The sequence below is a fragment of the Shigella sp. SIG6 genome, from assembly GCF_053555815.1.
Genome location: NZ_JBQZXC010000105.1, coordinates 1 through 12,414 on the forward strand (window position 1 = coordinate 1; position 12,414 = coordinate 12,414).

At 52.4% G+C, this 12,414-nt stretch carries 11 protein-coding genes; 6 read left to right on the forward strand and 5 right to left on the reverse strand.

Going from position 1 to position 12,414, the window contains the following annotated elements; translation table 11 throughout:
* Nucleotides 1–163: 163 nt before the first annotated feature.
* A complete protein-coding gene (gene rlmG / locus ACUU1M_RS15375) occupies nucleotides 164–1,300 on the reverse strand; it encodes a 23S rRNA (guanine(1835)-N(2))-methyltransferase RlmG (RefSeq protein WP_000018657.1) in 1,137 nt (378 codons plus the stop codon).
* 84 nt (nucleotides 1,301–1,384) lie between these two features.
* On the opposite strand from rlmG, the gene ACUU1M_RS15380 reads away from it, so the two are divergent.
* The 5 genes from ACUU1M_RS15380 (at nucleotide 1,385) to sstT (ending at nucleotide 6,769) form a co-directional block, all read left to right on the forward strand.
* Nucleotides 1,385–1,888, forward strand: a complete 504-nt coding sequence (locus tag ACUU1M_RS15380; protein WP_001295542.1) for a M48 metallopeptidase family protein — start codon at nucleotides 1,385–1,387, stop codon at nucleotides 1,886–1,888.
* Nucleotides 1,889–1,964: 76 nt separating this feature from the next.
* On the forward strand, nucleotides 1,965–2,657 hold the full coding sequence (locus ACUU1M_RS15385; protein WP_000942537.1) for a SanA/YdcF family protein: 693 nt from the start codon (nucleotides 1,965–1,967) through the stop codon (nucleotides 2,655–2,657).
* Between the two features lie 78 nt (nucleotides 2,658–2,735).
* Complete coding sequence (locus tag ACUU1M_RS15390; RefSeq protein ID WP_005077097.1) at nucleotides 2,736–3,734, forward strand: Gfo/Idh/MocA family protein; 999 nt, start codon at nucleotides 2,736–2,738, stop codon at nucleotides 3,732–3,734.
* 270 nt (nucleotides 3,735–4,004) lie between these two features.
* Entirely contained in the window at nucleotides 4,005–4,970 is a 966-nt protein-coding gene (gene alx, locus ACUU1M_RS15395) for a TerC family membrane protein Alx (RefSeq protein ID WP_001098805.1), read from the forward strand.
* A gap of 554 nt (nucleotides 4,971–5,524) precedes the next feature.
* Nucleotides 5,525–6,769 (forward strand): serine/threonine transporter SstT, encoded by a 1,245-nt coding sequence (gene sstT / locus ACUU1M_RS15400; protein ID WP_000211664.1) that lies wholly within the window; start codon nucleotides 5,525–5,527, stop codon nucleotides 6,767–6,769.
* Between the two features lie 4 nt (nucleotides 6,770–6,773).
* Here sstT and ACUU1M_RS15405 read toward each other — a convergent pair whose 3' ends face one another.
* The 3 genes from ACUU1M_RS15405 to uxaC form a co-directional block, all read right to left on the reverse strand.
* Entirely contained in the window at nucleotides 6,774–7,325 is a 552-nt protein-coding gene (locus tag ACUU1M_RS15405) for a YgjV family protein (RefSeq protein ID WP_000128136.1), read from the reverse strand.
* A gap of 82 nt (nucleotides 7,326–7,407) precedes the next feature.
* Entirely contained in the window at nucleotides 7,408–8,895 is a 1,488-nt protein-coding gene (gene uxaA, locus ACUU1M_RS15410) for an altronate dehydratase (RefSeq protein ID WP_001199387.1), read from the reverse strand.
* A 14-nt stretch (nucleotides 8,896–8,909) separates the two neighbouring features.
* Nucleotides 8,910–10,322 (reverse strand): glucuronate isomerase, encoded by a 1,413-nt coding sequence (gene uxaC, locus ACUU1M_RS15415; protein ID WP_000187442.1) that lies wholly within the window; start codon nucleotides 10,320–10,322, stop codon nucleotides 8,910–8,912.
* A 483-nt stretch (nucleotides 10,323–10,805) separates the two neighbouring features.
* On the opposite strand from uxaC, the gene exuT reads away from it, so the two are divergent.
* Nucleotides 10,806–12,104: a hexuronate transporter ExuT gene (exuT, locus tag ACUU1M_RS15420; RefSeq protein WP_001226465.1), complete on the forward strand. Its 1,299-nt coding sequence runs from the start codon at nucleotides 10,806–10,808 to the stop codon at nucleotides 12,102–12,104.
* An 87-nt stretch (nucleotides 12,105–12,191) separates the two neighbouring features.
* Here exuT and ACUU1M_RS15425 read toward each other — a convergent pair.
* A partial coding sequence (locus tag ACUU1M_RS15425) for a CfaE/CblD family pilus tip adhesin (RefSeq protein WP_042774596.1) occupies nucleotides 12,192–12,414 on the reverse strand: 223 nt, incomplete at its 5' end.

A 12,414-nucleotide genomic window follows, 5' to 3' on the forward strand; every position in this document is an offset into this window, starting at 1 on the left:
GAGGATGGTGACAGGGATTTTTTGTTTTATGGAAGCGCGATTCCAGAACTGAGCAGACATTGCCGGATGCGACGCTTGCCGCGTCTTATCCGGCCTGGGGGTAACGTGCTGAACGTAGGCCGGATAAGGCGTTTACGCCGCATCCGGCAGGTAACTCCCAATCTTACCGACGACGTCCCAGCTTCACCGCTTTCAGCACCACAAATTTATTATTCGTCGCAATAGTGGTGCAGTTGCCGAAAATTTTCTTCAGTTTATGGAAGTAATCCAGATGGCGGTTGGCAACGATATACAGCTCGCCGTTGATTTTCAGGCAGCGGCGGGCGTGGTGGAACATCTCCCAGGCGACGTTATCGGTCAGCGCATGTTGTTGGTGAAACGGAGGGTTGCAGAGCACAGCATTAAAGCGGAAAGGCTCCACGCCGGAGAGCGCGTTGTTGATCATAAACTCGCTGCGATCCAACGCCTCTGGCATGTTGGTTTCAACGTTCAAACGGCTGGAAGCAACCGCCATCGGCGATTCATCGACAAACACCACTTTCGCCTGCGGGTTTTTATCAAGCAGCGTCAGACCAATAACGCCATTACCGCAACCGAGATCGACAATCTCCCCTTCGAGATTCTCTGGCAGATGTTGCATAAAGAAGCGCGCGCCGATATCAAGCCCGGTGCGGGAGAAGACATTCGCATGGTTATGGATAGTCCAGTCAGTACCTTCCAGCTTCCAGCTAACGGTCTGCGGCGCATCGGCCAGCGGCGGTTCATTGAACGTGCAATTAATCAGGCGCGCTTTTTTCCATGCCAGCGTGGTGGTGGTCGGGCCGAGCACTTTTTCGAACAGTTCCAGCGTGGAAGTGTGAATGTCACGGGCTTTGGCACCGGCAATAATACGTGTATCCGACGTGACCACTTTGCGCAGCGCACGCAGTTGCTGTTCCAGCAATGCCAGTGTTTTCGGCACTTTGATCAGCACCACACCCGGCTGTTGCGGGTAGTCGGCGGTGCTGTCGAGAAACTTCACGCTCGACTCATCAATCCCGTTTAGGCGTAAATTCTCGCGCGTCGCCAGTTCACTGATGTATGAGTCGCCAATGCTGTACGGCTTATGTTCCGCCAGCGCGCAGCTTAACGCACCAAAGGCATCATTCAGGATCAACACCGGGCCGGGGATTTCTGTGTCGTCCAACTGTTGCAGCAAATATTCATCTGCCGCTTCCCACGCCTGTAGCGGGTTAACGTCATCCGTCGCCGGAAAACGTTGTAGTGTCAGTGAACGGAAACCGTTGTCTAAGTGGCTCATCGGCCCTCCTGAATGATAAAATTTCGACGTTGCCCCTGAAAAGGGTGCGTGAGTATACCCTTTTTCTCTTTTTCGTGGGCGGTTATGAGCAATCTTACTTATCTTCAGGGTTATCCCGAGCAGCTGCTTTCGCAGGTGCGAACACTGATTAACGAACAGCGTCTGGGCGATGTGCTGGCAAAACGCTATCCGGGAACACACGACTACGCCACCGATAAAGCTCTCTGGCAATATACTCAGGATCTGAAAAATCAGTTTCTGCGTAATGCCCCGCCGATCAATAAAGTGATGTATGACAATAAGATCCATGTGCTAAAAAACGCGCTCGGGTTACATACCGCTGTTTCTCGTGTGCAGGGCGGCAAGCTGAAAGCAAAAGCAGAGATCCGCGTCGCTACCGTGTTTCGCAACGCGCCGGAACCGTTTTTGCGCATGATCGTGGTGCACGAGCTGGCGCACCTGAAGGAGAAAGAGCATAACAAAGCGTTCTATCAATTGTGCTGCCATATGGAGCCGCAGTACCACCAGCTTGAGTTCGACACCCGGCTGTGGCTAACGCAGTTGTCGCTTGGGCAGGACAAAATCTGAAAATGATGTCAGGCGTTATCTTTTCTTTCTTTAGCGCCTAAAATCGACCTCCCCCCTTTCGTTAAGGATAACGACCATGCTGCGCGCATTTGCCCGCCTTCTTCTCCGTATTTGTTTTTCTCGCCGGACTCTAAAGATTGCCTGCTTACTGTTACTTGTGGCAGGAGCGACCATTTTTATCGCCGATCGCGTTATGGTCAACGCCAGCAAGCAGCTGACCTGGGGCGATGTCAACGCCGTCCCGGCGCGTAACGTGGGTTTATTGCTGGGGGCGAGGCCGGGTAATCGCTACTTTACCCGACGTATTGATACCGCAGCAGCGTTGTACCACGCCGGAAAAGTGAAATGGCTACTGGTGAGTGGCGATAACGGACGTAAAAATTACGATGAAGCATCAGGTATGCAGCAGGCTTTGATCGCTAAAGGCGTACCGGCGAAAGTGATCTTTTGCGACTATGCCGGATTCTCAACGCTGGATTCGGTAGTGCGTGCCAAAAAGGTGTTTGGGGAAAACCATATCACCATTATCTCGCAAGAATTTCATAACCAACGCGCCATCTGGCTGGCAAAACAGTACGGCATCGACGCTATCGGGTTTAACGCGCCAGACCTCAATATGAAGCACGGTTTTTATACTCAACTGCGGGAGAAACTCGCTCGTGTCAGCGCGGTGATTGACGCAAAAATCCTCCATCGCCAGCCGAAATATCTCGGGCCATCGGTCATGATTGGGCCGTTTAGTGAGCATGGCTGTCCGGCGAAAGAATAATGCGTATCTGCGCACGTCGAAGATGAAAAAGGCGTGCTACATTGACGACAGAATCCCTTTATGGAGTATCCACGCGTTATGATACGTTTCGCTGTGATTGGTACGAACTGGATCACTCGCCAGTTCGTCGAGGCCGCCCATGAGAGCGGTAAATACAAGTTAACCGCCGTATATTCCCGCAGCCTTGAGCAGGCTCAGCACTTCGCCAATGATTTTTCTGTCGAGCATCTGTTTACGTCGCTGGAAGCGATGGCGGAAAGCGATGCCATTGACGCGGTGTATATTGCCAGCCCGAATTCCCTGCACTTTTCCCAGACACAACTTTTCCTTAGCCATAAAATTCATGTGATTTGCGAAAAACCGCTGGCGTCGAATCTGGCGGAAGTGGATGCCGCCATTGCCTGTGCGCGCGAAAATCAGGTGGTGCTGTTTGAGGCATTTAAAACCGCCTGCCTGCCGAACTTTCATTTGTTGCGCCAGGCGCTGCCGAAAGCAGGCAAACTGCGTAAAGTCTTTTTCAACTATTGCCAGTATTCCTCGCGGTATCAACGTTACCTGGACGGTGAGAATCCCAACACCTTTAATCCGGCATTCTCTAACGGTTCAATTATGGATATCGGCTTTTACTGCCTGGCGTCGGCGGTGGCGTTATTTGGTGAGCCGAAAAGCGTGCAGGCAACGGCGAGTTTGCTGGCAAGCGGCGTTGACGCCCACGGCGTGGTGGTGATGGATTACGGTGATTTCAGCGTCACCTTGCAGCACTCAAAGGTCAGTGATTCTGTCCTGGGAAGCGAGATTCAGGGCGAAGCGGGATCGCTGGTAATTGAAAAACTGTCTGAATGCCAGAAAGTCTGCTTTGTGCCGCGTGGCAGCCAGATGCAGGATCTCACCCAGCCGCAGCATATTAATACCATGCTCTACGAAGCAGAGCTGTTCGCTACCCTGGTGGATGAGCATCTGGTGGATCATCCAGGGCTGGCGGTCAGTTGCATCACAGCCAAACTGCTGACCGAGATCCGCCGCCAGACTGGGGTGATTTTTCCGGCAGATAGCGTAAAACTATACTTGCCAAAGTAAAACAGTGTAAAAGATATGTAACAGACCATTGACTGACTGAATGGTCTGTCATACTTTGTTACCTGCAAAGGGGAGTAACTTCATTGCCGGTCGATCGTCATTACGATGTGTGAAAAACCACATCCGGTCACCGGGCAACCTGAAAGGAATACGCAGACGTATTCCTTTTTTGTTGTAAGTGAGACCTTGCCGGAAGGCGAGGTCTATGCATAAAAAGCAGCGGCTGACGTCTTCCGACGTTGGCCGTTTTTTTATGTGTAAGGAACTTCTATGAATACTGTCGGCACGCCGTTGCTATGGGGCGGATTCGCTGTTGTTGTCGCCATTATGCTGGCTATCGACCTGTTGTTGCAGGGGCGTCGTGGGGCACATGCCATGACCATGAAACAGGCTGCGGCCTGGTCGCTGGTCTGGGTGACGCTGTCGTTACTGTTTAACGCCGCTTTCTGGTGGTATCTGGTGCAAACCGAAGGTCGCGCCGTTGCCGATCCACAGGCCCTGGCCTTTCTCACGGGTTATCTGATTGAGAAATCGCTGGCGGTCGATAACGTCTTTGTCTGGCTGATGTTGTTCAGCTATTTCTCCGTTCCGGCGGCATTACAACGTCGCGTGCTGGTGTATGGCGTGCTCGGGGCGATTGTTCTGCGTACCATCATGATCTTCACAGGCAGCTGGCTGATTTCGCAGTTCGACTGGATCCTGTATATCTTCGGTGCCTTCCTGCTGTTTACCGGCGTGAAGATGGCGCTCGCCCATGAAGATGAATCAGGCATTGGCGACAAGCCGCTGGTGCGCTGGCTACGCGGTCATTTGCGCATGACCGACACCATCGACAACGAGCATTTCTTTGTGCGTAAGAATGGATTGCTGTACGCCACACCGCTGATGCTGGTACTGATTCTGGTGGAATTGAGCGACGTGATTTTTGCCGTGGATAGCATTCCGGCTATCTTCGCCGTGACCACTGACCCGTTCATTGTGCTGACCTCAAACCTGTTTGCAATCCTCGGCCTGCGTGCGATGTATTTCCTGCTGGCGGGCGTAGCAGAGCGTTTCTCGATGCTCAAATATGGCCTGGCGGTGATTCTGGTGTTTATCGGTATCAAGATGCTGATTGTCGACTTCTACCATATTCCAATCGCCGTCTCGCTGGGCGTGGTGTTTGGCATTCTGGTGATGACGTTTATTATCAACGCCTGGGTGAATTATCGGCATGATAAGCAGCGGGGAGAATGATTCGCTGTATATTAAGCCATTCCTAGAGATAACTCATTCCAGACAAAGGTGAGCTATTAATTATGTAATCGGCTTATAGCTCTTTACAAAAAGACCGCACGGGTGTTGGTGGCGTCAAAATCGCCGAAGCGTTCCCTGGAGGCCGGGGCGAGGGCGCATCTTACAGGGACGTTACCTTGCGCCCGACCCGGTAGCCGCAAGGGATAGGCTGAGGGAACCGCGCAGCGGCGATTGGCCGCCCCCTGCGCGCTCCCTGCGCCAGTGACTTTATATGGCATAACACGTTAAAGGAGCGCAACCGTTCTCATATTCCAAATAGTTTTGCCCATATGTTATCTAATCAGCCTTAGTAGCCAGTCCTTCCCTCTGTTTATGTTAAATAAATGCAACCATTAAGTTGCAAAACATGACCTCTCTTTAAAATCCAGCATTTTTCGCTTCCCGAAGCTGTAACTTTCCTTATACTCGACCTTGCAAACACTTTGTTACATCCTGAAAGATGCGTCGACAGAACGCACCAGGGATGTGCGACAACACAATGAAAGGATCGAAAAATGACTACGCAACGTTCACCGGGGCTATTCCGGCGTCTGGCTCATGGCAGCCTGGTAAAACAAATCCTGGTCGGCCTTGTTCTGGGGATTCTTCTGGCATGGATCTCAAAACCCGCGGCGGAAGCTGTTGGTCTGTTAGGTACTTTGTTCGTCGGCGCACTGAAAGCTGTTGCCCCCATCCTGGTGTTGATGCTGGTAATGGCATCTATTGCTAACCACCAGCACGGGCAGAAAACCAATATCCGTCCTATTTTGTTCCTCTATCTGCTGGGCACCTTCTCTGCAGCTCTGGCCGCAGTAGTCTTCAGCTTTGCCTTCCCTTCTACCCTGCACTTGTCCAGTAGCGTGGGTGATATTTCGCCGCCGTCAGGCATTGTCGAAGTGATGCGCGGACTGGTAATGAGCATGGTTTCCAACCCCATCGACGCCCTGCTGAAAGGTAACTACATCGGGATTCTGGTGTGGGCGATCGGCCTCGGCTTCGCACTGCGTCACGGTAACGAGACCACCAAAAACCTGGTCAATGATATGTCGAATGCCGTTACCTTTATGGTGAAACTGGTCATTCGCTTCGCACCGATCGGTATTTTTGGGCTGGTTTCTTCTACCCTGGCAACCACCGGTTTCTCCACACTGTGGGGCTACGCGCAACTGCTGGTCGTGCTGGTTGGCTGTATGTTACTGGTGGCGCTGGTGGTTAACCCATTGCTGGTGTGGTGGAAAATTCGTCGTAACCCGTTCCCGCTGGTGCTGCTGTGCCTGCGCGAAAGCGGTGTGTATGCCTTCTTCACCCGCAGCTCTGCAGCGAACATTCCGGTGAATATGGCGCTGTGTGAAAAGCTGAATCTGGATCGCGATACCTATTCAGTTTCTATTCCGCTGGGAGCCACCATCAATATGGCGGGCGCAGCAATCACCATTACCGTGTTGACGCTGGCTGCGGTTAATACGCTGGGTATTCCGGTCGATCTGCCCACAGCGCTGCTGTTGAGCGTAGTGGCTTCTCTGTGTGCCTGTGGCGCATCCGGCGTGGCGGGGGGTTCTTTGCTGCTGATCCCACTGGCCTGTAATATGTTCGGTATTTCGAACGATATCGCCATGCAGGTGGTTGCCGTCGGCTTTATTATCGGCGTATTGCAGGACTCTTGCGAAACCGCGCTGAACTCTTCAACTGACGTGCTGTTCACTGCGGCAGCTTGCCAGGCGGAAGACGATCGTCTGGCAAATAGCGCCCTGCGTAATTAATTGTTTAACCCCTTTCGTCTATGGCGGGAGGGGTTTTCTCTACTTTAAACGGATCAATTCCCCTTTTCTGCATCCGCCAGAAACGAATGATATTCAGGCCATTCATAAGCAGAAAACTACCCTCAATCATCGTGCCGCCTATCGACCCCGCCCAGAAGTTGTGAATCACCCAGCAACACGTTGAAAACCACATCACGCAGCGCATGGTGAGCCCTTTACAGCGGAACAGCGCCCAGGTACTGACAATCGTACCGATAACCGGCAATAGTTCGACAGGATGATGGAACTTCGCGAGGCCAATTCCGCCAGTCAGCACAATAAAAATCGCCATTACCCATAAGCTGCGCGTGCGTAAGGTAATCAATGTACGAATGGCATTAAGGATGGCACTGGCACCAGCGGGATAGGTGCCCAGAAGAAAAAAATGTACGCCAATAACGGCGCTATAGACCGAAAGCTGCTTTTTGAAGCGACGTTCGTCACGATTGAAAAATGTTGTGATACCAATCAGAAAGGCGATGACACCCACGCCCTGGGCCAGCCAATACGCGGTCATGATAAATCCTTAGCAGGTATGGAAAAGCAAACGGCGCTTCACATTATGAAACGCCGTTTTTTATTAACAACTCATTTCGACTTTATAGCGTTACGCCGCTTTTGAAGATCGCCAGTTCGCGGAAGTCGTTACGCTCGTTGCAGGTTTGCTTACCGTTGGCAAACTCAACGATGGTGTCGATAAATTCTTCCAGCAACTGCGGCATCGCTTTACCGTGGATCAGCTGACCCGCGTCAAAGTCGATCCAGTGTTTTTTCTTCGCCGCCAGTTCACTGTTGGTGGCGATTTTCACCGTCGGTACAAATCCACCGTATGGCGTGCCGCGACCAGTACTGAACAGCACCATATGGCAGCCCGCACCCGCCAGGGCGCTGGTCGCTACGGCATCGTTACCCGGCGCACTTAACAAGTTCAGCCCTGGCGTTTTCAGACGCTCGCCGTAACGCAGCACGTCAACCACGACACTGGAACCCGCTTTCTGGGTACAGCCAAGTGATTTGTCTTCCAGCGTGGTGATACCGCCCGCTTTGTTCCCCGGTGATGGGTTTTCGTAGATCGGCTGATCATGGGCAATAAAGTACTGTTTGAAGTCGTTGACCATGGTGACCAGTTTTTCAAACGTTGCTTCGTCGCGGCAATGGTCCATCAGCAACTGCTCTGCGCCAAACATCTCCGGCACTTCGGTCAGTACGGTAGTACCGCCGTTAGCAATCACGTAGTCAGAGAAACGCCCCAGCATCGGGTTAGCAGTAATACCAGAAAGACCGTCAGAACCACCGCACTCCAGACCAAACTTCAGTTCGCTGAGTTTGCCTGGCTCGCGTTTATCGTTGCGCATCACGTTATACAGCTGATGCAAATGCTCGATCCCGGCTTCGATCTCATCATCCTGCTGTTGGCAGATCATGAAATGAACGCGTTCAGGATCGATATCGCCCAACGTTTCACGGAATGCGGCAACCTGGTTGTTTTCACAGCCCAGACCAATCACCAGCACTGCGCCCGCGTTCGGGTGGCGCACCATGTTTTGCAGCATGGTGCGGGTGTTGATGTGATCGTCGCCCAGTTGTGAGCAGCCGTAGGTGTGGCTGAAGAGGAACACGCCGTCGGTACCTTCGGCGTTGTTGGTCTCTTTCAGGAAACGGTTCTGGATTTGCCGCGCGATGCCGTTGACACAGCCCACGGTTGGCAGGATCCACAGCTCGTTACGCACCCCGACATCGCCGTTAGCGCGACGATAGATCTGCACTTCACGATCTGCCGCTTGCGCAGGCAGATCCTGAAAATCAGGTTGATAGCGATACCGATCCAGATCGCTCAGATTCGTGCGCGTATTGTGGGCGTGGACGTGTTCCCCCGCCGCAATATCCGCCAATGCATAACCAATCGGCAGGCCATATTTGATGACGTTGGCCCCTTTTGCGATATCCGTTAACGCAAATTTATGTCCACGAGCAACATCCTGGCGCAGCGTAACAGTCTGGTTATCGACACTGACTTCTGTGCCTTCAGCCAAATCTGCTAAAGCGACCGCGACGTTATCCAGCGCATGGATCTTGATGTATTGCATATCAACCCCAGACCTTAGTTCAGTTCAATGGCGAAGTAGTCACGCGCATTGTTAAAGCAAATATTTTTCACCATCTCGCCCAGCAGGTTGATGTCCGCCGGTGCTTCGCCCGCTTCCACCCAGCGACCGATCATCTGGCACAGAATGCGGCGGAAGTATTCGTGACGGGTGTATGACAGGAAGCTACGGCTGTCAGTCAGCATACCGACAAAGCGGCTCAGCAGACCGAGCTGCGCCAGTTGGGTCATCTGACGTTCCATACCGTCTTTCTGATCGTTAAACCACCAGCCGGAACCGAACTGCATTTTGCCCGGCATACCTTCGCCCTGGAAGTTACCGATCATGGTGCCCAGCACTTCGTTATCGCGCGGGTTCAGGCAGTAGAGAATGGTTTTCGGCAGCAGGTTTTCTTCGTTCTGCTTGCTCAGCAGCTTAGACAACTCTTCCGCCATCGGACGGTCGTTGATGGAGTCAAAGCCTACATCCGGCCCCAGCAGTTTGAACTGACGCAGGTTGTTATTACGCAGCGCGCCAATGTGGTACTGCTGTACCCAGCCGCGACGTGCATATTCGGCACCAAGGAACACCAGTACCGCAGTTTTGAACTGTGCCACTTCGTGCTCGCTCAGGGTTTCGCCAGCCAGACGGCGCGCCAGAATGCTGTCCAGTTCCGCTTCGTTCGCTTCAGCAAACATCACCACGTCCAGCGCATGGTCAGACACTTTACAGCCGTGAGCGGCGAAGTGATCCAGACGTTTGGTCAAGGCAGTTTGCAGGTCAGCAAAGCGGCGAATGTCGGTATCGGAAACTTCGCCCAGCTTCGCCATGTAGTCGTTAAAGGTCGCCTGTTCGATATTGAAGGCTTTGTCCGGACGCCAGCTCGGCAGCACTTTGATGGTGAAAGAGCCGTCTTTGGCGATCTCTGCGTGATGCTCCAGAGAATCGATCGGGTCATCGGTGGTGCCGACCATTTTCACGTTCATCTGCTGCATGATGCCGCGCGCGGAGAAGTTATCCTGCGCCAGCAGTTCGTTACATTCGTTCCAGATTTCATCGGCAGTTGACGGAGAAAGCAATTTGCCAGTGATACCGAACGGACGACGCAGTTCGAGGTGCGTCCAGTGGTATAACGGGTTGCCGATAGTGTGCGGAACAGTCGCCGCCCAGGCGTCAAATTTTTCACGGTCAGACGCATCACCAGTACACAGACGCTCAGCCACACCGTTGGTACGCATAGCGCGCCATTTGTAGTGATCGCCCTTCAACCAGATGTCATACAGGTTTTTAAAACGATAGTCTTCCGCAATCTGCTGCGGCGGCAAATGGCAATGGTAATCGAAAATCGGCTGGTCTTTTGCGTAGTCGTGATACAGACGGCGGGCAAATTCGGTATCTAACAGGAAATCTTCAGTCATAAACGGAGTCATTTTCGTCTTCCTCTCAACGAGTGAGCTAGCTTGCTTATGGTGCGATGCTGACAAAGTTATCACACCAATTTCCAGAGTCCGAAGATATTTTCGTGAGTTAGATCAATAAACGTAGTTAAAAAAATTACTCTCAAAGTGGTAAATCTCGCTGCAGGCCGCGCCAGTACTGGCCTCGCTGTCGTCAGGTAATGTCCCTACAAATATTCGCACATTTGTGATGGCTCTCACCTTTTAAGGTTGTATGACAAGTTATCTTTCTGCCATCGCAAATCATAAGTCGACGGAATGCAAATTGCCGATTCATTCATTTGTTAGATGAATCGGGTTAACCGGTACGGAAGCCGAATTAGCACGAAACTTTCATGGCAACGTTCGGGGCGTGCCGGTTTTTTTTTCGGTTACCCGGTCGTAACTAACATCTTCAGCCTCTGGCGGGATGATGGCCGCGCTTCCTGCGGATATAACAAAACGATGAGGTTTTACATGCGTAAAATTAAAGGGTTACGTTGGTATATGATCGCACTGGTGACGCTCGGCACCGTGCTTGGTTACCTGACGCGTAACACTGTGGCGGCAGCTGCGCCAACTCTGATGGAAGAGTTAAACATCTCCACCCAACAGTATTCCTATATCATCGCAGCCTATTCTGCTGCTTATACGGTCATGCAACCGGTAGCAGGTTATGTACTGGATGTGCTGGGTACGAAAATCGGTTATGCAATGTTTGCTGTGCTGTGGGCCGTGTTCTGTGGTGCAACCGCGCTGGCAGGTAGCTGGGGTGGCCTGGCTGTTGCTCGTGGTGCGGTCGGTGCCGCGGAAGCAGCGATGATCCCGGCGGGTCTGAAAGCCAGCTCCGAATGGTTCCCGGCGAAAGAGCGTTCCATCGCAGTAGGCTACTTTAACGTAGGTTCTTCGATTGGTGCGATGATTGCGCCGCCGCTGGTGGTATGGGCAATCGTGATGCACAGCTGGCAGATGGCATTTATCATCTCCGGTGCATTGAGCTTTATCTGGGCGATGGCATGGCTGATTTTCTATAAACATCCGCGCGACCAGAAGCATCTGACCGATGAAGAACGCGACTATATTATTAATGGTCAGGAAGCCCAGCACCAGGTGAGCACGGCGAAGAAAATGTCCGTTGGTCAGATCCTGCGTAACCGTCAGTTCTGGGGTATCGCACTGCCGCGTTTCCTAGCAGAACCGGCCTGGGGTACTTTTAACGCGTGGATCCCGCTGTTCATGTTTAAAGTTTACGGCTTTAACCTGAAAGAGATCGCGATGTTCGCCTGGATGCCGATGCTGTTTGCTGACCTCGGTTGTATCCTCGGTGGTTACCTGCCGCCGCTGTTCCAGCGTTGGTTTGGTGTGAACCTGATCGTTTCCCGTAAGATGGTCGTAACGCTGGGTGCTGTGCTGATGATTGGCCCGGGTATGATCGGTCTGTTCACCAACCCGTATGTCGCAATTATGCTGCTGTGTATCGGTGGTTTTGCCCACCAGGCACTGTCTGGCGCGCTGATTACGCTATCTTCTGACGTGTTCGGTCGTAACGAAGTGGCGACGGCGAACGGTTTAACCGGGATGTCCGCATGGCTGGCAAGTACGCTGTTTGCGCTGGTTGTCGGTGCACTGGCTGACACCATCGGCTTCAGCCCGCTGTTCGCAGTTCTGGCAGTATTTGACCTGCTGGGTGCGCTGGTTATCTGGACCGTATTGCAGAACAAACCGGCGATTGAGGTGGCGCAGGAAACACATAACGATCCCGCACCGCAACATTAACGTTTAACGTAAGTTATAACGACGAAGCCGCCTTATCAGGCGGCTTCGTCGTTTATATAGAAAAAAGCGTTTGTCCGGTTTGCAGGGTTAATTGATGGTTGGCAAGGAAGGCGTAAAGATTACTGACAATTTGCCCATGTAGTACCCGGCCTGTTTATCCATCACGCTGAATTTATCGACTGCCAGAGTCAAGGGTGTCGGCACACACATCACGGCATAGCGAATACCGGGCAGTACCACCGGACGCACACGTTTCAGGTTAATGCTGTTCCAGACCATATTTTCATTATTGCGCACATCAATTTGCCCA